Source organism: Streptomyces sichuanensis (genome assembly GCF_020328095.1).
Classification (GTDB): domain Bacteria; phylum Actinomycetota; class Actinomycetes; order Streptomycetales; family Streptomycetaceae; genus Streptomyces; species Streptomyces cinnamoneus.
Genome location: NZ_JAIXMK010000001.1, coordinates 1 through 25,370, shown reverse-complemented (window position 1 = coordinate 25,370; position 25,370 = coordinate 1). Strand labels below are relative to the sequence as shown.

Annotated in this window: 19 protein-coding genes; 6 read left to right on the top strand and 13 right to left on the bottom strand. The window is 71.0% G+C overall.

Annotated features, from left to right (window positions below):
• The 3 genes from pgsB to LE181_RS00085 are packed head-to-tail and all read left to right on the top strand — an operon-like array spanning window position 1 to window position 2,871.
• Window positions 1-1,266 carry a poly-gamma-glutamate synthase PgsB gene (pgsB, locus tag LE181_RS00095; protein WP_225658775.1) on the top strand — a complete coding sequence of 422 codons (1,266 nt, stop codon included), beginning with the start codon at window positions 1-3 and terminating at the stop codon, window positions 1,264-1,266.
• On the top strand, window positions 1,263-1,745 hold the full coding sequence (locus tag LE181_RS00090) for a poly-gamma-glutamate biosynthesis protein PgsC/CapC (protein ID WP_086571348.1): 483 nt from the start codon (window positions 1,263-1,265) through the stop codon (window positions 1,743-1,745). Before pgsB ends, LE181_RS00090 begins: the two co-directional genes overlap by 4 nt.
• A 25-nt stretch (window positions 1,746-1,770) precedes the next feature.
• Window positions 1,771-2,871: a C40 family peptidase gene (locus LE181_RS00085; RefSeq protein WP_225658774.1), complete on the top strand. Its 1,101-nt coding sequence runs from the start codon at window positions 1,771-1,773 to the stop codon at window positions 2,869-2,871.
• Between the two features lie 31 nt (window positions 2,872-2,902).
• Here LE181_RS00085 and LE181_RS00080 read toward each other — a convergent pair whose 3' ends face one another.
• Entirely contained in the window at window positions 2,903-3,997 is a 1,095-nt protein-coding gene (locus LE181_RS00080) for a PLL family lectin (RefSeq protein ID WP_225658773.1), read from the bottom strand.
• A gap of 112 nt (window positions 3,998-4,109) precedes the next feature.
• Here LE181_RS00080 and LE181_RS00075 point away from each other — a divergent pair, with 112 nt between their 5' ends.
• Window positions 4,110-4,499, top strand: coding sequence for a PIN domain-containing protein (locus LE181_RS00075; protein WP_225658772.1), 390 nt, complete (start codon window positions 4,110-4,112; stop codon window positions 4,497-4,499).
• Between the two features lie 34 nt (window positions 4,500-4,533).
• On the opposite strand, the gene LE181_RS00070 is transcribed toward LE181_RS00075, so the two are convergent.
• From LE181_RS00070 to LE181_RS00045, 6 genes are all read right to left on the bottom strand, one after another.
• Window positions 4,534-6,063: an amino acid permease gene (locus tag LE181_RS00070; RefSeq protein WP_225658771.1), complete on the bottom strand. Its 1,530-nt coding sequence runs from the start codon at window positions 6,061-6,063 to the stop codon at window positions 4,534-4,536.
• Window positions 6,064-6,269: 206 nt separating this feature from the next.
• Window positions 6,270-8,222 carry a 1-deoxy-D-xylulose-5-phosphate synthase gene (gene dxs, locus LE181_RS00065; protein WP_225658770.1) on the bottom strand — a complete coding sequence of 651 codons (1,953 nt, stop codon included), beginning with the start codon at window positions 8,220-8,222 and terminating at the stop codon, window positions 6,270-6,272.
• A gap of 218 nt (window positions 8,223-8,440) precedes the next feature.
• Complete coding sequence (locus tag LE181_RS00060) at window positions 8,441-9,736, bottom strand: sugar ABC transporter permease (RefSeq protein ID WP_225658769.1); 1,296 nt, start codon at window positions 9,734-9,736, stop codon at window positions 8,441-8,443.
• On the bottom strand, window positions 9,733-10,614 hold the full coding sequence (locus LE181_RS00055) for an ATP-binding cassette domain-containing protein (RefSeq protein ID WP_225658768.1): 882 nt from the start codon (window positions 10,612-10,614) through the stop codon (window positions 9,733-9,735). Before LE181_RS00055 ends, LE181_RS00060 begins: the two co-directional genes overlap by 4 nt.
• 37 nt (window positions 10,615-10,651) lie before the next feature.
• Entirely contained in the window at window positions 10,652-11,761 is a 1,110-nt protein-coding gene (locus LE181_RS00050) for a substrate-binding domain-containing protein (RefSeq protein ID WP_225658767.1), read from the bottom strand.
• A gap of 152 nt (window positions 11,762-11,913) precedes the next feature.
• A complete protein-coding gene (locus tag LE181_RS00045) occupies window positions 11,914-13,116 on the bottom strand; it encodes an ROK family transcriptional regulator (RefSeq protein ID WP_308103037.1) in 1,203 nt (400 codons plus the stop codon).
• Window positions 13,117-13,578: 462 nt separating this feature from the next.
• Here LE181_RS00045 and LE181_RS00040 point away from each other — a divergent pair, with 462 nt between their 5' ends.
• Window positions 13,579-13,980 (top strand): ATP-binding protein, encoded by a 402-nt coding sequence (locus LE181_RS00040; protein ID WP_225658766.1) that lies wholly within the window; start codon window positions 13,579-13,581, stop codon window positions 13,978-13,980.
• Between the two features lie 12 nt (window positions 13,981-13,992).
• Here LE181_RS00040 and LE181_RS00035 read toward each other — a convergent pair whose 3' ends face one another.
• From LE181_RS00035 to ngcE, 3 genes are read right to left on the bottom strand one after another with little or no spacing between them, the layout of a single operon-like run.
• The gene (locus tag LE181_RS00035; RefSeq protein ID WP_225658765.1) at window positions 13,993-14,916 is read right to left on the bottom strand and encodes a carbohydrate ABC transporter permease; all 924 of its coding nucleotides are present in this window, start codon (window positions 14,914-14,916) and stop codon (window positions 13,993-13,995) included.
• A complete protein-coding gene (locus LE181_RS00030) occupies window positions 14,916-15,833 on the bottom strand; it encodes a carbohydrate ABC transporter permease (RefSeq protein WP_225658764.1) in 918 nt (305 codons plus the stop codon). The genes LE181_RS00035 and LE181_RS00030 overlap by 1 nt, the downstream gene beginning before the upstream one ends.
• Window positions 15,834-15,842: 9 nt before the next feature.
• On the bottom strand, window positions 15,843-17,291 hold the full coding sequence (ngcE, locus tag LE181_RS00025; RefSeq protein WP_225658763.1) for an N-acetylglucosamine/diacetylchitobiose ABC transporter substrate-binding protein: 1,449 nt from the start codon (window positions 17,289-17,291) through the stop codon (window positions 15,843-15,845).
• A 549-nt stretch (window positions 17,292-17,840) separates the two neighbouring features.
• Here ngcE and LE181_RS00020 point away from each other — a divergent pair.
• Window positions 17,841-21,662, top strand: coding sequence for a GH92 family glycosyl hydrolase (locus tag LE181_RS00020; protein WP_263868224.1), 3,822 nt, complete (start codon window positions 17,841-17,843; stop codon window positions 21,660-21,662).
• A gap of 54 nt (window positions 21,663-21,716) precedes the next feature.
• Here the strand turns inward: LE181_RS00020 and LE181_RS00015 are convergent, their stop codons facing one another.
• The 3 genes from LE181_RS00015 to LE181_RS00005 form a co-directional block, all read right to left on the bottom strand.
• Window positions 21,717-22,112, bottom strand: coding sequence for a DUF5958 family protein (locus LE181_RS00015; RefSeq protein WP_225658761.1), 396 nt, complete (start codon window positions 22,110-22,112; stop codon window positions 21,717-21,719).
• A gap of 91 nt (window positions 22,113-22,203) precedes the next feature.
• The gene (locus LE181_RS00010; protein ID WP_225658760.1) at window positions 22,204-22,515 is read right to left on the bottom strand and encodes an immunity protein TriTu family protein; all 312 of its coding nucleotides are present in this window, start codon (window positions 22,513-22,515) and stop codon (window positions 22,204-22,206) included.
• A partial coding sequence (locus tag LE181_RS00005) for a TreTu family toxin (protein ID WP_263868216.1) occupies window positions 22,509-25,370 on the bottom strand: 2,862 nt, incomplete at its 5' end. The genes LE181_RS00005 and LE181_RS00010, both read right to left, overlap by 7 nt.

Below are 25,370 nucleotides of genomic sequence, written 5' to 3'. Positions count from 1 at the left end.
GTGCTCTTCCTCTACACGGTCCTCGTGATCTGCTGCGCCGTCGTACTGGTCGCCGGGGTCGTCGAGCAGCGCCGTCACTTCACCAACCTGGACCTCATCCCCACCCGGGTGCTCGTCAACGGCATCCGCGGCAAGAGCTCCATCACCCGGCTGTGCGCGGGCGCGCTGCGCGGCGGCGGACTGGTCACGGTCGCCAAGACCACCGGCACCGCGGCCCGCTTCATCCACCCGGATGCCACCGAGGAGCCCGTCTACCGCAAGTTCGGCATCGCCAACGTCGTCGAGCAGATCGGCATCGTGCGGCGCGCCGCCGCCTACCGCCCGCACGCCCTGGTGATCGAGTGCATGGCCGTCATGCCGGCGCTGCAGGAGGTCAACCAGACCAAGCTGATCCGCTCCACCATCGGCGTGCTGTGCAACGTGCGCGAGGACCACCTCGCCGAGATGGGCCCGACCCTCGACGACGTGGCCCGTTCCCTGAGCCGGTCCATGCCGGTCGGCGGCATCTGCGTCACCGCCGAGCGCGACCGGCTGCACATCCTGCGCGAGGAGGCCGCCCGGCGCGACTGCCGCCTGATCGCCGTCGACCCGGAGACGGTCAGCGACGCGGAGCTGCGCGGCTTCAGCTGGTTCACCTTCAAGGAGAACGTCGCCATCGCGCTCGCCGTCGCCGAGCTGCTGGGCATCGACCGGGCGACCGCCCTGCAGGGGATGTACGACGCGCCGCCGGACCCCGGCGTGCTGTCCGTGGAGCGCTACCTCACCCCCGAGGGCATGCCCTTCCGGTTCGCCAACATCTTCGCGGCCAACGACCCGGAGTCGACGCTGATGAACGTCGAGCAGCTGCTGAGCCTCGGCGCGATCGAGCGGCCGCTGCACGTCCTGATCAACTGCCGGCCCGACCGGGTCGAGCGCAACGGCCAGATGGGCGAGCTGATCCCCCGGCTCGCCCCCGAGTCGGTCTTCCTGATCGGCCACCCGACGAAGAGCGCCGCCGATGCGATCCCCGCCGAGTGGCGCGATCGCATCGTCGACCTCGGCGGCGACCGCCGCGACGCCGCCGAGCTGGAGCGGGAGATCCTCGACCGGCTCGGCCCGGGCGCCTCGCTGATCGCCATCGGCAACATCCACGGCCAGGGCGAGCTGCTGCTGGAGCGGCTGGCGGAGCTGCCCGCGGACGAGACGCCCCCGACACAGCCGGCGCAGCCGGAGGAGCCCCCGGTGTACGTCCCCACGTACATGGACACCACAGGAGACTTCCGTTGATCCCCGCCGTCCTCACCCCGGAGATCGCCGCCATCGGGATCGCCCTGGGTCTGCTGTTCTCCCTCGTCTGCTACCTGACGACCAACCTCTCCCCCGGCGGCATGATCACCCCGGGCTGGCTGGCCCTCACCCTGGTCGAGGACCTGCAGCGGGCGGCGATGGTCGTCGGCATCACCGTGCTCACGTACCTGGGGACGCTGCTGCTGCAGCGCTACGTCATCCTCTACGGCAAGCGCCTCTTCGCGGCCGTCGTGCTGACCGGCGTGGTGCTGCAGGCGACGCTCTACGTCGTCCTCCAGCAGCAGTTCCCGCTGATGTACGCCAACCAGACCCTCGGCTTCATCGTCCCCGGCCTGATCGCCTATCAGCTGGTCCGTCAGCCGCGGGGAGCCACCCTGCTGGCCACCGGCACGGTGTCGCTCGCCAACTACGTCGTCCTGACCGCCGGCATCCTGCTCGGCTTCATGCCCACCGCCTGACCCCGCCACCACGGAGCGCAGATCCATGTCCCGGAAGCCGACGGACCGCAAGAAGCCGAGGGCCCGCAAGAGGGCCGGCGGCGCGGGCGGCCGCCGCGCGCTGCAGACGCTGGTCGTGCTCGGCCTGCTCGGCACCAGCGCCTACCTGACCGTGGAGCTGCGCGAGAAGCAGCAGGCGACGGCACCGCCGGTCGAGTCCGTGGGCGCCGGCGCCTCCGCCGGACGGGCCGTGCCGGCGGGCGAGCGCCGCTTCGAGCGGCTCTCCAACCCGGCCCGTACCGTGGTGCGCTCCGCCGACGGCGGCGTCCTGGCCACCTTCACCGACAACGCCCGCACAGCCGTGCTCACCGGCCCCAGCCGTACCTTCGCCGAGGCCAAGTACACCCCGGCGAAGGTGGTCACCGACAGCTGGGTGCGGCTGCTGCCGGAGGCGTGGAAGGAGGGCGCGGAGAAGGGCGCCTGGTTCAAGGAGTGGTTCGACAGGAGCCTGGGCAGCAAGGACCCGGACATCCTCGCCGTCTCGATGGAGTACCTGGACGGCGCGCCCGTGAAGAAGGACGCCCGGGGGCTGGCCTACGCGGGCGACGCCCAGTTCGGCCCGCTCAACCCGAGCGGCTCGGTCGCCGGCGACCTGCGCCTGGAGCAGTCGGACTTCTACGACTACCTGGGCATCCCGTACACGTTCCGCGACGGCACCGTGGAACGCCCCGAGCCGCAGCGGCTGCGCGCCATGGACTGCTCGGGCTTCGTCCGCACGGTCTTCGGCTACCGCGCCCGCTACCCGCTGCTGGGCAAGGACGCCAAGGGCGACGGGCTGCCCCGCACCGCCAACGGCATGGCCCGCCTCTCCCCCGGCGTGCCGGTGCTGGAGCTCACGGACAAGCGGCCGGCGGGCATCGACCGGCTCCAGCCGGGCGACCTCGTCTTCTTCAAGATCGACCGGCGTACCGGGGACCGCCTCGACCACGTCGGGATCTACCTGGGCCTGGACACCGACGGCAAGCCCCGCTTCGTCTCCAGCCGGGAGGAGGCCAACGGCCCCACCTTCGGCGACAAGGGCGGCACCGCCCGCCTGGACGGCAACGGCTTCTACGCGTCCGGGCTGCGCGGCGCCAAGCGGCTCTGACCGCGGGGCGCCCGCCCGGGGCGGGGCCGGCTCAGACCCGCTCCCACGCCCCCAGGGCCAGCCCGCGGGCGTCCGTGCGCTGGCGGGCGACGCGCAGGCCGCCGTCCGGGGCGATGACGGCCGCGACCACGCGGCCGGCGGCGTCGAGGGCCAGCGCGGGAGCGCCCACGCACTCCTCGCCCGTCTCGGACCAGGAGGCGTCCGCGGCGGACTCGTCCTGCGTGGCGTACGCGGCCAGGGCCGGCAGGCCCGAGGCGGAGCGCTGGGCGAGGACGGTGCACTCCTGGCCGTCCAGGGTGGTGCGCAGCACGGCGACCGGGCCGGTGCCGTCGGTGCCGAGGGAGGCCAGCGCCACGGGGGCCGGGGAGTCGGCGGCGTCGGGGGCCTCGGGGTCCGGGGCGGCGGGGTGCTGCACGTGCAGCACGCCGTCGGCGCCGGCGCGCCAGAAGTGGCTGATGCGGCCCTCGTCCGCCGGGGCGCAGGTGAAGGCGGCGGGCTGGGTCTTGGCGGCGGTGTCGGGGACCCGCTTCATGGGGCCGCCGGGCTGCTCCTGGCGCCAGCGCAGCACGCTGTCGGCGGTGGAGGCGAGGAGCTCGACGCGCCCGTCGGCGCTCACGCCCGCGGCGCCGGTGTCGAGGACGCGGCTGCCGTGCAGGTCCAGCCACGGGCCCCAGATGCCGCGCGCGTCCTGGCGGCGGCCGCTCACGCCGCGGCCGGCGTTGCGGAAGTAGATGTGCAGGCCCACGCGGTCCGCGACGGCCGTGGGGGCGCCGATCTGGTCGGCGCGCTCCCAGTCCTGGCCGTAGGGCGTGCCGATGGAGCGCCAGGTGGTCAGGGCGCGGTCCGTCTGGAACTGGGTGGCGTAGACGACGTCGGTCTCGGCCCGGCCGTCCTCGTGGGCGCGGCGGCGGACGCCGACGAGGGAGACGTATCCCTCGGCGCTGCGGGCTATCGAGAGGTACGGCTCCAGGCCGGGCACCTCGAAGCGCCGGGGTCCCGTCCACGGTCCGCCGGGGCGGGTCTCGTTCCAGCGGACGATGCCGCCCGGGGCCGCGGCGTAGGCCGTCAGCCGGCCGTCCTCGCCCCGCAGCAACCATCCGGTCGTGGTGGCCGTCCGCACTGCCATGACTCGCTGACCAGCCTCTCTGGGGCCCTGGGCCCTCCTTTGTGGGCCCTCGACAATAACACTGTGCCCGGTTCCGGATTCCGGGCGCAGTACGGCGTGCGAGGCTGTCGCCATGACGGCTGTTCTTCTTGTCGTGGATGCCGCGAATGTCGTCGGCAGCGTGCCCGACGGCTGGTGGCGCGACCGGGTGGGCGCGGCGCAGAGGCTGCGCGACGCCCTCGCCGCGTACGCGGTGGACGGGCTGCCGGCGGGGGCGCCGGGCGTACCGGCCGGGCCGCTGGAGATCGTGCTGGTGGTGGAGGGGGCGGCCCGCGGGGTGGGTGGCGTGCCGGGGGTGCGTGTCGAGGCGGCCCGGGGCAGCGGGGACGACCGGATCGTGGAGGTGGTGGCCGCCCGGGCGGCCGGGCGGCGCTGCGTGGTCGTCACGGCCGACCGGGAGCTGCGGGCACGGGTGCGGGCCCTGGGCGCCGAGGTGGCCGGTCCGCGGGCGGTGCGGCCGTAGGCCCGGGGCCTTGGGGCGGCCCCGGGCCGGTGGGTCAGATGCCGGGCGGCTCCGGGCGGCGCGGCTGCCCGGCCACCCGGCTGGAGCGGCGGCCGTAGAGGAGGTACACGACGACGCCGATGAGCATCCAGACGGCGAACCGCACCCAGGTCTCGGCGGGCAGGTTGAGCATCAGCCACAGCGAGGCGGCCACGGACAGCACGGGGACGAAGGGCACGAACGGGGTGCGGAAGGCGCGCGGCAGGTCGGGCCGGGTGCGGCGCAGGATGATGACGCCGAGCGCCACGACGACGAAGGCGAAGAGCGTGCCGATGTTGACCAGTTCGGCCAGCACGTCGATCGAGGTGAAGCCCGCGACCACGGCGACGACCACGCCGAGCAGGATCGTCGACCGGTAGGGCGTGCCGTAGCGGGGGTGGACGATGGAGAAGAAGCGCGGGAGCAGGCCGTCGCGGCTCATGGCGAAGAACACCCGGCTCTGGCCCAGCAGCAGGATCATGCAGACGGAGGTGAGGCCGACGACCGCGCCGAAGCTGATCAGCCCCGCCCAGAAGGGGTGGCCGACGACCTTGAAGGCGTCGGCGAGCGGTGCCTTCGTGGAGAGCGTGTCGTACTTCTGCATGCCGGTGACGACGATGGACACGGCCACGTAGAGCACCGTGCAGATGGCGAGCGAGCCGAGGATGCCGCGCGGGAGGTCGCGCTGGGGGTTGCGGGTCTCCTCGGCGGCGGTGGCGACGATGTCGAAGCCGATGAAGGCGAAGAAGACGACGGCGGCGGCAGAGAAAATGCCCATGATGCCGAAGTTGGAGGGGGTGAAGCCGAACATCACCTGGACGAGCGGGGCGGCGAGACCGCCCGCTTCCTCGGCTCCCTTGGCGGGCGGGATGAACGGGTGGTAGTTGGCGCCGGTGATGAAGAAGGCGCCGACGAAGATGACGATGAGGACGACGGTGACCTTCACCGCGACCACGACCGCCGTCACCCGCGAGGACAGCTTCATTCCGGCGACGAGGATGCCCGTCAGGACCAGGACCAGGGCGGCGGCGAGGATGTCGAAGCCGAAGGCGCCCTCGTGCACCCCGGACAGCTCCTTGGGCAGGTGCCAGCCGGCGTTGCCCATCAGCGACTGGATGTAGCCGGACCAGCCGACGGCCACCACCGCGCAGCCCAGTGCCAGCTCCAGGACGAGGTCCCAGCCGATGATCCAGGCGGGCAGCTCGCCGAGCGAGGCGTAGGAGAAGGTGTACGCGGACCCGGCCACCGGCACGGTGGAGGCGAACTCGGCGTAGCACAGCGCCGCGAGCCCGCAGACGATGCCGGCGAGGACGAAGGCCAGTGCCACCGAGGGGCCGGCGTTCTCCTTGGCGACCTTGCCGGTGAGGACGAAGATGCCGGTGCCGATGACGACGCCGACGCCGAAGACGGTGAGGTCGAAGGCGGAGAGGTCCTTGCGTAGCGCGTGCTCCGGCTCTTCGGTGTCCTGGATGGACTGCTCCACCGTCTTGGTCCGGAACATGCTGCTCCGGCCGCGGCCGCTCCGGACGGGATGCTCTGTGCTCATCGGCTCACCTCCACGCTGCTCGGCTCCACTCGGCCTCCCTGAACCGGTCGAGTGTGCGCGATGATCCGGGCCCTGCAGGGGCGGCGACAGCCGCCCCGTCCAGGATTCACCCGATGGAGGACAGGCGCATCCATGCCGAAGGGCCGACCGGACCACCCGGGAGGGGTGACCGGCCGGCCCTGGACGAACGGGCGTGCGCGCCGCGGTCAGTCGCGTACGGCCTCGGCGGGCTCCCCGGCCACGGCCTCCGCCGCCTCCTGGGCAGCGTCCTCGAAGCGGCCGTCCAGCTTGGCGACGAGCCCGGTGACCTGGCGGGCGATGGCGGGGGCGGTGAGCCCGATCTCGGCCATGATCTCCTTGCGGGAGGCGTGGTCGAGGAAGAGCGGCGGGATGCCGAAGTCGCGCAGCGGCAGGTCGACGCCCGCGTCGCGCAGCGCCTGCGCGACCGCCGCGCCGACGCCGCCCACGCGGCCGTTGTCCTCGACGGTGACGACGACGCGGTGCTTCGCGGCGAGGCCGGGCAGCGCCTCGTCGACGGGCTTGACCCAGCGGGGGTCGACGACGGTGGCGGAGATGCCCTGCTTGTCGAGGAGGTCGGCGACCTCCAGGCACATCGGGGCGAGCGCGCCGACGGAGACGATGAGGACGTCGGGCCGCTGCGTGCCCTCGGCGGGCTCGCGCAGGACGTCCATGCCGCCGACGCGGCCGACGGCCTCGACGGCCGGGCCGACGGTGCCCTTGGAGTAGCGCACGACGGTGGGCGCGTCCTTGACCTCGACGGCCTCGCGCAGCTGGGCGCGGACCTGGTCGGCGTCGCGCGGGGCGGCGATGCGCAGGCCGGGGACGACCTGCAGGATCGACATGTCCCACATGCCGTTGTGGGAGGCGCCGTCGTCACCGGTGACGCCCGCCCGGTCCAGGACGAAGGTCACACCGCACTTGTGCAGGGCGACGTCCATGAGGACCTGGTCGAAGGCGCGGTTGAGGAAGGTCGCGTAGACGGCGAAGACCGGGTGCAGACCGCCGGTGGCCAGGCCGGCCGCGGACGTGGCGGCGTGCTGCTCGGCGATGCCGACGTCGTAGACGCGGTCGGGGAACGCCTTGGCGAACTTGCCCAGGCCCACCGGCTGCATCATGGCCGCCGTGATGGCGACGATGTCCTGGCGCTCCTGGCCGAGCTTGACCATCTCGTCGGCGAAGACCGAGGTCCAGCTGGCGCCGCCGGAGGCGACGGGCAGGCCGGTGTCGGGGTGGATGGCGCCGATGCCGTGGAAGCGGTCGGCCTCGTTCTGCTCGGCGTGCTTGTAGCCGCGGCCCTTCTGGGTGAGGCAGTGCACGAGGACGGGGCCGCCGAAGCGCTTGGCGCGCTGGAGCGCGGACTCCAGGGCCTCGATGTCGTGGCCGTCGATGGGGCCGACGTACTTCAGGCCGAGGTCCTCGAACATGCCCTGCGGGGCGATGAAGTCCTTCAGGCCCTTCTTGGCGCCGTGCAGCGTCTCGTAGAGGGGCTTGCCGACGACCGGGGTGCGCTCCAGCAGGTCCTTGCCGCGGGCCAGGAAGCGCTCGTAGCCGTCGGTGGTGCGCAGGGTCGCCAGGTGGTTGGCGAGGCCGCCGATGGTGGGCTCGTAGGAGCGCTCGTTGTCGTTGACGACGATGACGAGCGGGCGGTCCTTGGCCACGGCGATGTTGTTGAGCGCCTCCCAGGCCATGCCGCCGGTGAGCGCGCCGTCGCCGATGACGGCGACGACGTGGTCGTCCTTGCCGAGGACCTGGTTGGCCTTGGCGAGGCCGTCGGCCCAGCCGAGGACCGTGGAGGCGTGGCTGTTCTCGATGACGTCGTGCTCGGACTCCGCCCGCGAGGGGTAGCCGGACAGGCCGCCCTTGGCGCGCAGCTTCGAGAAGTCCTGGCGGCCGGTGAGGACCTTGTGGACGTAGGACTGGTGACCCGTGTCGAAGAGGATCTTGTCCTTCGGCGAGTCGAAGACGCGGTGCAGGGCGATGGTCAGCTCGACCACGCCGAGGTTGGGCCCGAGGTGGCCGCCGGTCTTGGAGACGGCGTCGACGAGGAAGGTGCGGATCTCCGCCGCCAGCCGGTCGAGCTGCTCCGGGGTCAACCGGTCCAGGTCGCGCGGTTCCCTGATGCGGGTCAGCAGGGCCACCCGTGCCTCCTTCATCGAAGCTGTCGGCTTATAGAAGCTGCAGAAGCTTTCATAAGCTTCTAGATCCGTCGAGTCTAATCTTCCGCCCGCAGTGGCGATGAACGGGTGATGCGACCGGCATCACGCGAACGGTCCAGCGGGGACCCAAACCACCCGAAAGGGCAGGGGTGGGCCCCGGACGCACAGGTCCGGGGCCCACCCGTTCGTACGTACGAGCCCTACGCCCGTCCGGCCGTCTTCTGCGTCCGGCGGGAGACGGAGTCGATCACCACGGCGGCCAGCAGCACCGCACCGGTGATCATGTACTGGACCGCCGAGGCGATGCCCAGCAGGGCCATGCCGGAGGCGATGGACTGGATCACCAGCACGCCCAGCAGCGCCGACCAGGTCTTGCCGCGCCCGCCGAAGAGGCTGGTGCCGCCGATGACGGCCGCCGCGATGGCGTTCATCAGCAGGCTGCCGGCTCCGGAGGACTGGTTGGCGGCGTTGATCTGGGAGGCCAGGAACATGCCGCCGAGCGCCGCCATCGTGCCCGAGAGCGCGAAGACGGAGATCCGGACCGCCGCGACATTGATGCCGGCCCGGCGGGCCGCCTCGACGCTGCCGCCCAGGGCGAAGACCTTCCGCCCGTAGGACGTGCGGCGCAGCACGAAGTCCAGCGCCACGACGATCCCTATGAAGATCACCACGGCCAGCGGCAGGCCCTTGTACTCGTTGAACAGCCACGCCACCACGTAGGCGGGCACCGCCAGGGCGACCGTCCGCAGCACCAGCTCGCTCGTCGGACGGCTGGGCACGCCGGCCGCCTCGCGCCGCCTGCTCTCGCGCCAGGAGGCCAGGAAGAACCCCGTCACGGCCAGCGTGGCCAGCCCGTAGGCCGCCGCGACGTCGCTGAAGTAGTGGTTGGTCAGCCCGGCGACCAGCCCGGAGTCGTCGAGGTTGATGGTGCCGTTGGAGCCGAGCACCTGGAGCATCAGGCCGTTCCAGCCGAGCAGGCCGGCCAGGGTGACGACGAAGGCCGGCACGCCGATCCGGGCGAAGAAGAACCCGTGCAGGGCGCCGACGAGCGTGCCGGAGAGGATCGCCAGGACGAGGGCCAGCCACTCCGGCATGCCGTGGTTGACGTTGAGCACGGCGAAGGTCGCCGCGGCCAGACCGCTGACCGAGCCCACGGAGAGGTCGATCTCGCCCAGGATCAGCACGAAGACGATGCCGACCGCGATCAGGCCGGTGCCGGCGGCGGTGACGAAGAGGTTGGAGAGGTTCTCGGCACCCAGGAAGGCGGAGTCCTGCAGCTGGAAGACCAGGCCGATGACCAGCAGGCCGACGACCACGGGCAGCGAGCCCAGCTCACCGCTGCGCAGCTTGCGGCGGAACTCGCTCCAGTAGCCGGCGAAGCCCTCCTCGCGGACGAGGAGGCGGGGGTCGACGGCGGTGACCGCATCGTGGGCGGGGGCCTGGCCGTTGATTTCGGCAACCGGCTCGGGGGACGACGTGGGCAGCTCGGTGCTCATGCGCCCGCCTCCTTCTCGGGCTCGTCGGCGTGGTCGGCGCGGGCGCTCTCCGCCGCCTCGTCCGCCGTGCCGGCCGGGGCGGCCCCGGTGGCACCGGCGGCCTCCGCGGCGCGGGCGCGGCGGCGGGTGACGGCGTTGTCCGTGGCGCCCGTGATGGCGGAGATGATCTCTTCCTGGGAGGTCGTCCGCACATCGAAGGTGCCGTTGTTGCGCCCGAGGCGCAGCACGGCGACCCGGTCGGCGACGGCCTTCACGTCGGCCATGTTGTGGCTGATGAGGATGACGCCCAGGCCCCGCTCGCGCAGCCGCTCGACCAGGTCGAGGACCTGCGCGGTCTGCTCGACGCCGAGCGCGGCGGTCGGCTCGTCGAGGATGACGACCTTGGGGTCGCCGAGCAGCGAGCGGGCGATGGCGACGGTCTGCCGCTGCCCGCCGGAGAGCGAGGCGATCGGGATGCGGACGCTGGGGATGCGGATGGAGAGGGTGGAGAGCAGCTCGCGGGCGCGGCGCTCCATCTCCACCTCGTCCAGCACTCCGGCGCGCACGATCTCGCGGCCGAGGAAGAGGTTGCCGACAACGTCGAGGTTGTCGCACAGCGCGAGGTCCTGGTAAACGGTCGCGATGCCCAGTTCCTGGGCGACGTGCGGCCGGTCGACGGTGACGGGCCTGCCCTCCCACTCGACGACGCCGTCGTCGGCGGGTCCCACTCCCGCGATGGTCTTGACGAGGGTGGACTTGCCGGCGCCGTTGTCGCCGACCAGGGCGACCACCTCGCCGGGGTGGATCTCCAGCTCTACGTCGGTGAGCGCCTGGACGGCACCGAACCGCTTGGAGACTCCGCGCAACGCCAGCACGGGCGTAGCGGACACGTGAATCATCTCCTTCACCGCCTCGACGAGGCGGCAGCCTGGGGGCTTACTTCAGTCCGGCCTGGTCGCACTGCGCCTTGTACTTCTCGGTGCAGATCTCGTTCAGGGTGAAGAAGCCCTCCTTGCCGACGTACTGGCCGATGTCCGCCTTGGTCAGGGCGAAGGGCGTGACGATGACGGCGGGGATCTTCTTCTGGGTGGCGCTGTCGACGGTGGACTTGGCGACGGCGTCGGTGCCCTTGCCCTGGGCGAGGGCGACGGCCAGCCCGGCGGCGGCGTCGGCCTCGGGCTTGTACGGCTTGTAGACGCTCATGAACTGCTCGTCCGAGAGGATCCGCTGGACGGCGGAGAGCTCGGCGTCCTGGCCGGTGACCGGCGGGAGCTTGTCGAAGCCGGCGCTCTTGAGGGCGGTGATGATGCCACCGGCCATGCCGTCGTTGGCGGAGTAGACGCCGACGATCTCGTCCTTGCCCAGGGAGGAGATGGCGCCCTTCATGTTCTCGTTGGCGTTCTCCGGCTTCCACTCCTTGGTGTCGTACTCCTTGCCGACCTTGACCTTGCCGTCGAGCACGGAGTGGGCGCCGTCCTTGTACATCTTGGCGTTCGGGTCGGTGATCGCGCCGTTCATCATCACGATCTGGCCCTTGGAGGCGTTGTCGCCGAGCTCCTTGAGCAGCGACTCGCCCTGGATCTTGCCGACGCGCTCGTTGTCGACGGAGGTGTACGCCTTGACCGGGCCCTCGGCCAGGCGGTCGTAGGCGACGACGGGGATGCCCTTGTCGTTGGCCTTCTTCACCGAGCTGGCGATCGACTTCGCGTCCACCGCGTCGACGATCAGCGCGTCGACCTTCTTGGTGATCATCGTGTCGACCTGCTGCTGCTGGACCGAGGCGTCCTGCTTGGCGTTCTCGTAGAGGACGACGGCGTCCGCGCCCGCCAGTTCCTTGATCTTCTTTTCGATCAGCGGCTTGTCGAAGCGCTCGTAGCGGGCGGTCTGGTTCTCCGGCAGGAGCAGCCCGATGGTGAGCGGGCCCTTCTTGTCCTGCTTCTTCTCCCCGCCGTTGCCGGCCTCCTTGGCGCTGCCGCAGGCGGCGAGAGCGGCGGCCATCGATACGGCGGCCGTGGCAACGGCTGCACGACGCAGATGCGAGTTCATATTGCAGATACCTCCCTGACGAGGCCGCGTCGTTGCGGCCGAGGTGGCTGGAAGTCAACTCGGCCGCCAAAGAAGCGTCAAGAAGTAAATTCTTAACGAGATGGCAACGATGCCATTCGTTATCTGTTTGAACTCAAGAGGCGCGCAGGGGGCTATCGATTCAGCAGGGGCGCGTGGGCGGGCAGCGTTTCGTCGAGCAATGACGAATCGCCCATTTCACTGAGGACGAGCGCCAGGGCGCCCAGCACCTCCGCCCGGCCGCCCAGGGCGCCGGGGACGACCTCCAACTGCCGGGCGGCGCTGGGGATCGCGTACCGCGAGACCGACTCGCGGATGGGGGCGAGCACCAGCTCGCCGGAGTCCGCGAGGTCGCCGCCGAGCACGACCCGGCTGGGATTGAGCAGATTGCACAGATTGGCCACGCCACTGCCGATGTGCCGGCCGACGTCCGAAATGACCCGCCGGCAGCCCGGGTCGCCCTCCTGCGCGAGCCGCACCATGCGGGTGACGGTCAGATCCGCGCCGTGGGCCGAGTGGAGCAGCGGCAGGACGTACCGGGCGGCGGTGAACGTCTCCAGGCAGCCGCGGTTGCCGCACCGGCACACCGGCCCGGACTCGTCCAGGGTGATGTGGCCGATCTCGCCGGCAGTGCCACCCGGGCCGCGGTAGATCTCGCCGTTGATCACCAAGCCGGCGCCGACGCCGCTGGCCACCTTGATGTAGGCCAGGTCCCGGGCGCCGCGGCCGGCGCCCCAGACCAGCTCGCCGAGGGCCCCGAGGTTGGCGTCGTTGTCGACGTGCACCGGGACGTCGAGGCGGGCGGCGAGGTCGTCCCGCGGGTTGGTGCCCGCCCAGCCCGGCAGGATCGCGGTCGAGCCCAGCACGCCGGACTCCACGTCGATCGGCCCCGGCACACCGAGCCCCACCCCGACGATCTTGCGCGGGCTGATGCCCGCCGCCTTGATCAGGCTGGTGACCAGGTGCTCCGCACGGGCCAGCCCCTGGGCGGCGGAGGCGTCCACGTCCAGCGGCTCGGCCTCCTCGGCCAGCACCTGGTGGGCGAGGTTGCCGATGGCCACCCTCAGGTGGGTATGCCCGAAATCAACCCCTACGACGATGCCGGCGTCACCGGAGAGGGAGACGCTGCGGGCCCGCCGGCCCCCCGAGGAGGTGGGGGTGACCTCGACCGTTCCGCCGTCCTTGAGCTCCCGGACGATGTTGGAGACGGTGGCCGCCGACAGCCCGGTGGACCGGGCGATCTCCGCCTGCGTGAGCGACCCCGCCATGCGCACCGCGCGCACGACCCGCTCCAGGTTGGCCCGGTGCAGCGACGACTGCGACCCCGGAGTCTCCACGCCCATCCACTCCCGCCTCACCGGGGCGGCACGACCGCCGCCCCGCGGGCCGGACTGCAGCACTGGAGCCCGGCCATCCATACAACATGTGAACTCTAAGCTGAGCCGCCAGGGTTGCGTCCCGTCAAGGGCTTGACGCCGATCCCGGCCCCGGCACCGTTGCCGTACCGTGACCCACCGGCCGCGCGCGGGCTCACACCCGACCACTCATCGTACGGAGCCGCTCACCCTCCCGGACGCCGAGGGGGGACCGGATCCCGCAGGCGGGGTAGCTCGAACGGGCGAATCGGCCGGGCGGCCGGCCCGCCATCCGACCGGTCCGGGCTTGTCCGCACTCCAGCGGTTCTGCGGCATGTTCATCCGACATAACCACCGCCGGGGGTCGCTCACCGAGGTCCGCGCCCCCGTGCTTCTGCCCGATAGTTGGGGGCTTCCGCGGCAAGGACGAACGGAGACCGGAGCATGTGCGAGCACCCTCAACTGGCCACCGCCGACTGGTGGTACACACTCCGGATCCCGGCGCAGACCTGGATGATCAGCCTCGTCCGGAGCTCGCTGCGCCTGGCCCTGCAGCGGCACGGCCGGCACGACCTCGCCGACACCGCCTGCCTGCTCGCCACCGAGCTGGTGACCAACGGCGTGGTGCACGCGAAGTCCCCGGTGACGGTCTACCTCAGCTGCCGCTCCCGCACCCTGCGCGTGGACGTCCACGACACCGGCCCCCAGGCCCCGGCGCGACGCGCCGCCGGGGTCGACGACGAGTCGGGCCGGGGCCTCACCCTGATCGACAGCTGCGCCACCGCCTGGGGGGTGACCCCCGCGGCGCAGGGCCGGGGCAAGGCGGTCTGGTTCACCCTGGCGTGAGCGGGTGCCGGCCTATTTCAGGGCACCGGCCGTCAGCCCGGCCTGGACCTGCCGCTGGAAGACGATGTACGCGGCCAGGACCGGCAGCATGGCCATGACCAGCCCGGCGAAGAGCCCGGACCAGTCGCCCTTGTAGCCCTGGCTGACCGCCAGCGCGACCAGGCCCTGCGGGAGCAGCTTCTTGTCCTCGTCGCCCACGTTCAGGACCGTGGGCAGCAGGTACTGGTTCCACTGGCCGAGGAAGTTGAAGATGCCGACGCTGATCAGGCCGGGCCGGGCCATGGGCAGCATCACCTGGAAGAAGGTGCGGGTGTGCGAGGCCCCGTCGATCAGTGCGGCCTCCGCGACGGAGCTGGGCAGCGTACGGAAGAAACCGCTGAGGAAGAAGATGGTGAAGGGCAGCGAATAGGCGATGTAGACCAGGATCAGCCCGTGGTAGGTGTCGAGCAGCTGCATGTTCTTCATCACGAAGAACAGCGGCACGAGCGCGAGGATCACCGGAAAGCTCATGCCGCCGACGAAGAGGAAGTAGATGAAGCGGTTGCCGGGGAAGGTGAAGCGGGCCAGCACATAGGCCGCCATCGAGCCCAGCAGCATGGTGCCGAAGAGCGAACCGGCCACCACCACGACCGAGTTGAGGAAGTACTCGCCCATGTGCGCCTGCGACCAGGCGCGGCTCCAGGAGTCGAAGTTCAGGCTGCCGGGCAACGCCCAGGGCGAGGTGAAGATCTCCCGGTCCGTCTTGAAGGCGCTCATCACCGCCCACAGCAGCGGCAGGGTGACCATGAGGGCCCACAGCGCGAGCACGCCGTGCGAGAAGACGTTGAGGACCGTGCCCTCGCTGCCCATCCGCCCGCGCCGTGCGTCGGCGCGGGGCTCCTCGGCGGGCGGCGTCACTGCGTTGCCGTCCTCGGTGGGATCCGTCGTCACGGCCATCAGTACTCCAGTCGCTCGCGCCGGCCGAGCTTCATGACGATGCCCGCGAAGATCAGGGTGACGATGAGCAGGGCGACGCCGAGGGTGGTCGCGTATCCGGCCTGCCCGTCACGGAACGCCTTGGTGTAGAGGTAGAAGGACAGCACCTCGGTGGAGTAGTCCGGTCCGCCCGGCCCCACCGTCATGATCTGCACGACGGCGAACGAGTCGAGCGCCATGATGCCCATGTAGACCCAGCCGGTCTGGACGGTGTCCCACAGCAGCGGCAGCGTGATCCGGAAGAAGGTCTGGACGCGGTTGGCGCCGTCGAGCAGGGCGGCCTCGTAGAAGTCCCGCGGGATGGAGCTCATGCCCGCCGAGAACAGCACCACGTAGAAGCCGACGTTGCTCCAGACCATCACCGCCATGACGCACCACAGCGCGAGCCCGGGGTCGCCCAGCCATTCGGGCTGCACCGAGTCCAGGCCGATCGCGCTCAGGAAGGAGTTCAGGGCGCCGCTGTTGGGGTTGTAGGCGAACTGGAACAGCAGGGCGACGATGGCGATCGAGAGCACCTGCGGGAAGAAGTAGACGATTTTGTAGAAGCCCGATCCGCGCACGCCGGCGACCGCCGCGTTCTTCCTGCGGCGGCCGCCGACGTTGAGCATGAACGCGAAGAACAGCCCGAGACCGAGCGTGACCAGCGGCAGCACGAGCAGCAGCAGGACGTTGTGTCCCACGGACTTCCAGAACACGTCGTCGTTCCAGAGCCGCCGGTAGTTCTCGGTACCGGTCACCCGGAAGTCCGGGCTCAGACCGGTCCAGTCCGTGAAGGAGTAGTAGACGGCCTGGACGAAAGGCGAGATGACGAAGATCCCGTAGATCGCCAGGGGCAGGATCAGGAAACCCGCGATGAAGCGGTACTTACCGTGCTGCATGGCCACCGCTCACTTGTGCTTGTACTTCTTGACGGAGCCGTCCTTGGCCGTTTCGTCGGCGAATCGCTGGATCTTGGCGATGGTCTCGTCGGGCGTCATCCGGCCCGCCATCATCTCGCCGATCGCCGCGACGCCGATCTTCTCCTTCTGCAGGGCGACGTACCAGTCCTGGATGCGGGGATTGACGACGTTCTTGCCGGCCTTGGCGAGCGCTTCCTGCGAAGAGGCCAGGCCCGGCGGCAGCGTGAGGCCGTCGGTGCCGCCGTTGAAGGAGGTGAGCGAGGAGACGGACTTGATGAAGTTCTGCGAGGACTTCTTGCCGAGCATGATGCGCAGCAGCTCCATGCCGCCCTGCGGGTTCTTGGCGTTCTTCGGCACGATGAACGGCTCGCCGCCGGACGCCCACAGGGTGCCGAACGGCATCTTGTCGCTCTTGTCGAGGCTCGACGGGGCGCCGACCGCCATCCGGAAGTCCTGGGGCGTGGTCTTCTTCGACTCGTTCTCCACCCAGGAGCCGTTGGGGATGAACAGCGCCTTCCCCTCGTTCCAGGCGGTCTGCGACTCGATGTGGGTCAGGCCCGGGGTGCCCTGGAGGATGTAGCCCTTCCTGTGGAGCTCGTAGTACGCCTCGAAGGCCGCCTTGACGGCCGGCGCCTTCCAGGCGTTGGGCTCCAGGTTGTCGATGTTGTTCAGCACCTCGACCCCGCCGATCTTGGCGATGAAGGGGTAGAGGCTGAACGGCAGGTAGTACGGGTGCTTTCCCGCGTAGGTCCAGCCGGCGATGCCCTCCTTCTTCGCCGCTTCGCAGACCTTGAGCATCTCGTCCCAGGTCTCGGGGTACTGGGCGTCGAGCTTCTGCAGATTGGTCTTCGAGTACCACACGCCGTAGACGGTGTAGGCGTAGTAGAGGATCCAGGTCTCGTTGCCGTCGAACTGTCCCATTTCCACGACGCCGGGCCGCAGGGTGTCGCGTACCTTCCTGGCCGGGTCGTCGTAGGAGGGCGCGTCCAGCAGGGTGTTGAGATCGGTCAGCTGCTTCTTGCCGACGAGGGTGCCCATGTCCATTTGCTTGGCACCGGAGTTGTCGATCAGGTCGGGCGGGGTGCCGCCGTTGAAGCGGGGCTGGAGCTGGGTCTGGATCTCCTGGGTGGCCGCGTGCTTGACCTGGGCGCCCGGGAACGCCTTGCGGTATTCGGCCTCGGCGTCCTTGGCGTACTGCTGGCCGAAACCGCCGTCGAAGATGACGACGTCCAGCGGGGCGCCCTCATTGACCGCGAGGGGGTTCTTGTCGGTCTTCTTTCCCTTGTCGACCTGCTTGTCGCCGTCGCCGCCGTCACCGCTCGCGCAGGCGCTCAGTGCGCTCACCGTCGGCACGGCGATCAGTCCGAGGGCGGCAGCCCGCTTGATGAGGTCGCGTCGGCTGTATGCGCGCCGGCTGAATTCGGGGGTGGATCCCATGCTCAAGTCCTCGCCTTCTCCAGGACTCAGGCGGTGTGGCGGTCTCCCCTTGCGCATTCAGCGGAAGCCGAAGGGCCCGACACCGCGGGTCAGTTGAAGCGTGGTGCTGGGTGTGCGCCGGAGTGAAGTCCCCCGCGGCGTCGCGCTTGCCGCTGCCCCCGGGTCCGAGCGGCGGAAACGGCCGCCCCGGACGCCGACAGGTATAGTCCACTCCGATCAACTGGGCAAGATCGTAAGCGCCTTCTCCCGCCAGTCTTTCCCGAGTTGAGACCTCGCCGACACCACCGGCGGACGGCCGGCCGCACGGCACCGCGCCCCCTCGGCCCGTGGCCCCCGCGGGGCGCGACACCAACCCCGAGACCCTTGACACCACTGGTGTCGCACGAGCTACTTATCACTGCGGGACTCGGGTGACAACGTTGTCGGATTCGGTGTGCTACGTGGCTTGGTGGAGGCAGCTTCGTGGAGAGGCAAGGGAAGCGACACAGACTCGGAACCGGACGGTGGCGCAGTCGCGCCCGCCGGTGCACCCGCCCCGCGGCCCTCGCCCTGGCCACCGTACTGGTGACGACGGCTCAGGTCACGCAGGGTGCTGCCGTGTCGCCCGGGCCCGGGCGGGACGGCGGCGCCGCCGCGGCCGAGCGCTTCGCCTCCTCCTTCGAGGCCGGCGAGCCGCAGCCCGATTGGCTCAACGCCGTCGAGACCGGGCCCGACGGCCGGCGGCGGTCCGCGGGCGTCGACGGCGACGACACCAGCGGCATCCCCGGAAACGTCACCGACCGGGTCACCGCCGTCCGTGCCAGCGGGGAGCACACCGAGGCGGGCGAGGTGAAGGAGAACCTGATCGACGGCGAGAGTGCGACCAAATGGCTCGACTTCGAGCGGTCCGCCTGGCTGGAATTCGAGCTGGCCCAGCCGGTCAAGGCCGTCCGCTACGCACTGACCTCGGCGAACGACGCCCCCGGCCGCGACCCCCGGGACTGGACGCTCAAGGGCTCCGACGACGGGAAGACCTGGACGGTCCTCGACACCCGGCGGGACGAGACCTTCGAAAGGCGCCTGCAGACCCGCGAGTTCGCCTTCGCGGGCACCACCGCCCACCGGCAGTACCGCCTGGAGATAACCCGCAACGGCGGCGAGCCCGTCCTCCAGCTCGCCGAGGTGCAGCTGGCCACGGGCGGCGACGGCACGCCCCCGCCCGAGGACATGCGCAGCCACGTCGACCGGGGCCCGACCGGCTCGCCCACGGCCAAGGCACGGGTGGGCTTCACGGGCACCCGTGCGCTGCGCTACGGGGGCATGCACCAGGCCACGGGGCACGGCTATTCGTACAACAAGGTCTTCAACGTGCGCACGAGGGTCACGCCGCGGACCCTGCTGTCGTACAAGGTCTTCCCGTCCATGCCGGAGCCGGACACCCGCTACCCCGCCACCCATGTCTCCCTCGACCTCGCCTTCACCGACGGCACCTACCTCAGCGAGCTCGGCGCCGTCGACCAGCACGGGGCGCGCCTGACCCCCCAGGGCCAGGCCGCGTCCAGGACGCTGTACGTCAATCAGTGGAACAACAAGGAGTCGCACATCGGCGCCGTGGCCGCCGGCAAGACCGTCGAGCGCATCCTGATCGCCTACGACGCGCCGGTCGGTCCCGCGAAGTTCCGCGGCTGGGTGGACGACATCTCGCTCGCCCCCGCTCCGCGGGAGCGGCCGCCGGCCCACCCCGCGGACTGGGCCGTCACCACCCGCGGCACCAACTCCAGCTCGAACTTCTCCCGGGGCAACACCTTCCCCGCCACCGCCGTCCCCCATGGCTTCAACTTCTGGACCCCCGTCACCAACGCCGGCTCCACGGACTGGCTCTACCAGTACGCGGCCGCCAACAACCCCGACAACCTCACCACCCTCCAGGCGTTCGGCGCGAGCCACCAGCCGAGCCCCTGGATGGGCGACCGGCAGACCTTCCAGGTGATGCCCTCGGTCGCCGCCGGCACGCCCTCGGCCTCACGCGCGGCCCGCGCCCTCCCCTTCCGGCACTCCCGCGAGACCGCCCGGCCGCACTACTACGGCGTCACCTTCGAGAACGGCCTCCAGGCCGAGATCGTGCCCACCGACCACGCGGCGATGATGCGTTTCACCTTTCCGGGTGAGAACGCCAGCGTCATCCTTGACAACGTCAAGAACCAGGGCGGTCTGACGCTCGACCCGGCCACCCGGTCCTTCACCGCCTACTCGGACGTCCGCAGCGGCCTGTCCAAGGGCGCCGGCCGCCTCTTCGTCTACGGCGTCTTCGACGCCCCCGTCACCGCCGGTGGCAGGCTCAAGGGCGACGGCACGGGCGGCGGGCCCGGCGCCGAGGGCGTGACGGGCTACCTGCGCTTCGCCCCCCGCGCGGACCGTACGGTCACGCTGCGCCTCGCGACGTCCCTCATCGGCACCGCCCAGGCGAAGGCCAACCTGGAGCAGGAGATCCCGGCGGGTGCCTCCTTCGGCCGGGTGCACGACCGCGCCCGCGCGGCCTGGGACGCCGTCCTCGGCCGGATCGAGGTCGAGGGCGCGAGCCGCGACCAGCTCACCACCCTCTACTCCAGCCTCTACCGCCTCTACCTGTACCCCAACTCCGGGCACGAGAACACCGGCACGCCCACCCGCCCGCGCCCCCGCTACGCCAGCCCCTTCTCGCCGCCCACCGGCCCCTCCACCCCGGCCAGGACCGGGGCCCGGATCGTGGACGGCGAGGTGTACGTCAACAACGGCTTCTGGGACACGTACCGCACGGCCTGGCCCGCCTACACCCTCCTGACCCCCAAGCTGGCCGGCCGGCTGGTCGACGGCTTCGTCCAGCAGTACAAGGACGGCGGCTGGATCTCCCGCTGGTCCTCCCCCGGCTACGCCGACCTGATGACCGGCACCAGCTCGGACGTCGCCTTCGCCGACGCCCACGTCAAGGGCGTCGCCTTCGACGCCGAGGCGGCGTACGAGGCCGCGCTCAAGAACGCGACCGTGGCGCCGGACGACCCCGGCACCGGCCGCAAGGGCATGGACACCTCGGTCTTCCTCGGCTACACGAGCACCCGGATCCGCGAGGGCACGTCCTGGGCCCTGGAGGGCTACCTCAACGACTTCGGGCTGGCGAGGATGGCCCGGTCCCTGTACGAGCGGACGCACAAGCCCCGCTACCGCGAGGAGGCCGCCTACCTCCTCAACCGCGCCCGCAACTACGTCAAGCTCTTCGACTCCCGGACCGGCTTCTTCCAGGGCCGGGACGAGAGCGGCAACTGGCGGCTGTCGCCGGACGCCTACGACCCCCGCGTCTGGGGCCACGACTACACCGAGACCAACGGCTGGAACTTCGCCTTCACCGCCCCCCAGGACACCCGGGGCCTGGCCAACCTCCACGGCGGCCGCACGGGCCTGGCCAAGAAGCTCGACACCTACTTCGCCACCCCCGAGACGGGACGGCCGGAGTTCGCGGGCTCCTACGGCGGCGTCATCCACGAGATGACCGAGGCGCGCGACGTGCGCATGGGCATGTACGGCCACAGCAACCAGGTCTCGCACCACATCGCCTACCTCTACGACGCCGCCGGGCAGCCCTGGAAGACGCAGGAGAAGGTCCGCGAGGTCCTCTCCCGCCTCTACCTCGGCAGCGAGATCGGCCAGGGCTACCCGGGTGACGAGGACAACGGCGAGATGTCGGCCTGGTACGTCTTCAGTGCGCTCGGGTTCTACCCGCTGGTGATGGGCCAGGGCGAGTACGCCGTCGGCTCCCCCCTCTTCACCAGGGCCACCGTCCACCTCGAAGGCGGCCGCGACCTGGTGATCAGAGCCCCGCGCAACAGCGCCCGCAACGTCTACGTCCAGTCCGTCCGCGTCAACGGCCGCGCCTGGACCTCCACGGCCCTCCCGCACTCCCTGCTGTCCAGGGGCGGCACGCTGGAGTTCGCCATGGGCCCGGCCCCGTCGACGTGGGGCACGGACGAGAAGGCCGCCCCCACGTCCATCACCCGCGACGACAAGGTCCCCTCCCCCCTGTCGGACGTGACGACCCCCGGCGACTCGGCCCTGACGGACAACACCTCGGCCACGGACGCGCCCCTGACGACGGCCGAGCTGGCGACGCCCCACGAGGCCCGGGTGACGACGTACACCCTCACCTCCTCGGACCACACCACGGCCCCCTCCGCCTGGACCCTCCAGGGCTCCCGGGACGGCACCCACTGGACGGACGTGGACCACCGTTCGGGCGAGTCCTTCACCTGGAACCACCAGACCCGCCCCTTCGAGGTGAGGGCGGCGGGAACGTACACGCACTACCGGCTGGTGGCGGAGGGAGCGGACAGACGGCTGGCGGAGGTGGAACTGCTGGCGTGACCGGACGCCCATGAAGAAGCCCCACCGGGAGTCTCCCGGTGGGGCTTCTCGTCGCTACGGCAGGTGGTGCCAGAAGTGACCGCACTGCCCGCGGCACTCCGTCTCTCTGCGCCGGGTGTCGGCGAGCGAGAAGAGGGCGACGAGAAGACGGAAGGCGTTCACGTGCTCGTCGGCAGGCAGGCCGGCGATCTTCGCCACGCGTTCCATCAGGGGCGCGCGCTGCACCATCACGGCCGGGTTGGCTGTCGGCTTCAGGCCGGAACGGGCCACACTGGCACGGGCCTCCTCCGCCGTGGGATGTGCCTGGGAGATGCAGAGGACCACCTCCCGCAGCACGGCCTCCCGCTCGCCCTCGGGCAGCCCGGCGAACCAGGCCACTCCGTCGTCCATCCCGCGTATGCCCTGCGCGAGTTCGTTGATGATGCGTTCCGGCTCTCTCACGTGGTCCACCCCGGCCCGGTTCCTCATGGTGACGTTCACACACAGCCGTGCGGCCCGCCGGAAGGACCGGCGGGCCGCACGGAGGACAGGAGCGGACAGGCTAGGACGCCGCCGCTCCGGTCCAGTCGTTCATCGTGCTCAGGGCGTCCAGGAGATCCGCCTCGGACCGGAGGTCCCGGTGCTCCGGCGTGATCTCACCTGCCGGCACGTCGACGAAGGTGATCTCGGCGTTCCCGTCGGCCCAGACCATGATTTCGGCGATGCGCGTGTCGGCGTCCAGTTCCAGCTGGACGGCCCCCGTGCCTTCGGGCCACTCCGTGACCGTCAGCACGACACCGGCGCTGCCGAAGCCCGGGGCCTTCTCGGCGGCCCAGGACCTCACGTGCTGCAGCAGATCCGGCTCGTTCAGCACGACGGACCGGCCTCAAGGGAGATGTTCAGCGCAGCCGGCAGCTCGGGAATGGGGCGGCCGAGCTTCGCCGCGTACCGGGCGTCGTTCGAGTTGGCACTGGCCATCTTGAAGTCGGTCGGCCGGCCTCCCGGGTAGAGCGAGGACTTCGGGACGTCGAACTCCACGTAGACCGAGCCCTTGTAGGTCGGCTTGTAGGTGTTCTTGTCCGGCGGGTGCACCACGTAGGTGCGGCCGCCGGCGCCCTCCTGGACCATGCCGGTGGACACCATCTTGTCGTGCTCGTTCTGGCTCATCCAGCGCCCGACCCTTACCAGCTCGTCCTCGCCGCCCGTGTTGTGAACGAGGACGTTCACCGGGCCGACGCCCACATAGTACGTGTGGAGCGCACTGACGGAGAGGTTGAAGACCTGCAGGTTCTCGGTGCGGGCGCTGGTCGCCGTGACCTTGACCCAGGTACCGGCCGAGGTGCGCAGGAGCGCGCCCGGCTTGAGCTCGCCGGCCTTCACCCATGCCTGGGGGTTGGCCGTCCAGAACGGGTGACCCTCGGTCGCCGTGATCGTGTGGGTGGCACCGCCCTTGTCGCCGTCGGTGTCGACGGTGAGCGTGACGAGGTGCTTCTCGCCCTTGCCGGCGATGACCTTGTCGACGGGGCGGCCCTCGGTCGTGCCCGTGGCCGGGTCGGAGGCCAGGACCTTGTCACCGGTCCTGACGTTCTGGATGGCCTTGGTGGTCCCGTCGGCCATCACGACCGGGGTGTCCGCGGTGAAGCTGTTGCCGGGCAGGGCGCTCTGCGGGGCCGCGAGGCCCCGGGCTGCGAGACCCCTCGGTGCGGCGAGACCCTTGGGGAGGATCTTGCACGCCTTGCCGGCGCGGGTGCGGCCCAGCCCACCGGCGGCACGCTTGTAGATCGCTTCGAGGAGCTCGGCCCCCTTGGCGCCGTCCTTGCCGAGCTTCGCCGCAGTGGCGCCCGCACCGGCGACCGGCACCATGGCCAGGCAGGACATTCCGGCGTTGAGGTAGTCCTTCTCGGCCCCGTACCAGATGCAGTTGGCACCGTTGGCCAGCTGGCTCACGATGGGGATCTGGGTGCCGCCGACGACGTCGAGCAGGAAGTGACCGAAGTCGCCCCATGCCTTCTTCTTCGCCTCGCGGGCCGCTTCCTCCTGCTTCTTGATCTCCTCGCGCTGCTTGCGGGCCTCCTCGGCCCGTCGCTCGATCTCCTTCTGGAGCTTGGCGGCGGCGTCCGCGTAGGCGTCCTTCGCGGCCTTGTCGGCGGCGGCGGAGTCCTTGCCGGCCGCCGTGGCCGAGGCGCGGGCCTCGGTCGCCGCGGCGTAGGCGGCGTCGGCGGACGAGCGGGCGGAGGCTTCCGACGCGCTGGCGTAGGCGGCGGACCTGTCCGCATCGGCGGCGGAACGGTCGGCGGCCGCCGCGGCGTTGCGGGCGGTCTTGGCGGACTTGGCGGCGTCGGCCGCCGACGCCTCCGCCTGCTTGGCCGAGTTCAGCGCGTCGTCCGCGTAGCCCTTGGCCTTCTTCGCCGATTCCTCGGCTTCCTTGGCGTAGCCGCGGGCCTGCTCGGCCGCCTTGTTGGCGATGGCCGCGACCCGTGCGGCCTCGGCCGCGTTCTTCTGCGCGTTCGCCGAGACGATGGACGCCTCGGAGATGATGCTCTTCACCTGCGCGACGTGGGAGGCGGTCAGCTGGTCCTTGCGGGCCGCGATGTACTGCCCGGTCTGGATGAAGCCGTGCAGCACCTGCGGCGGCCCTTCGAGGGCGACCTGTGCGGCGGCCTTGACCTCGGCACCACCGGCGGTGAACAGCTGCACGGCGCGTACGCGCTCGTCCGATTCACGGGCGGTGTACTGGCCCTCGTTGAGGAACTCCAGCAGCTTCTCCGGCGAACCGTCCTTCAGCGCGGCCTGAGCCGCCTGCTGGACACCGCGCGCGGTGTCGTTGGCGACCTGGACCACGCGCACGCGGTAGTCGTTGACCGCGGCCTGGTGCTGGCCGGTGCGCAGGAAGTCACCGATCTTCGCGGCATCGCCCTTGAGGGCCTCGGTCGCCGCCTTGCGCACCGGCTCCGAGTCGGCCTCGTCCGCCAGTCGCTCGACGCGGGCGCGCTCGTCCTGCTGAGCGGCTTCCTTCCAGCCCGTCATCACGTAGTCGCGGGCGGCCTCGTCCGTGCTCGCCAGCGCGACCGCGGCGGCCGACTGGCTCCAGGGGCCACGTGACTTCATGGCCATGAGCGCCACCCGGCGCGCCTTGACGGCCACGTCCTTGACGTCCGCGCCCGGCTTCGCGGCCTCGGCCGCCAGACGGTTCTGCTCGTCGTCGAGGTCCTTGGCCTCCTTGGCGGTGCGGGCGGCCTTGGCCTTCCGCTCCTCCTCGGCCTGCTTGAGGTCCTTGGCCTGCTCGATCGCCGCTGCGGTACGGGCCTTCAGTTCCTCGGCCTCGATGCCGCGGGCGATCTCCTGGACGTCCTCGGCCTTCTTCACCGCGGCGGACGCGGCGTTCGCCGCCTCCTTCGCCTTGCCGGCGTGGGCGTTGGACTCGCTCGCCGCCTTCGTGGCGTCACCGGCGTGCTTCGCGGCCAGTTCGGCCTGGTCGGCCGCCTTGTCGGCGTGGTCGGCAGCGGAGTTGGCCGCGTCGCGCGCCTCGTACGCCGCGTTCGCTGCCTGCTTGGCCAGCGACTGTGCCGCGCCGGCGGCGCGGTTGGCCTCGCGTGCGTGGCGGTGTGCCGCTGCGGCCGCCGAGCGTGCGCGGGCCGACTGGACGCCCGCGGCGGCGGCGAAGCCACCGGCCTCGTCCGCGGCGGAAGCCGCCGCGTCCGCGTTCTCGCCGGCGTTGGCGGCCGCGGC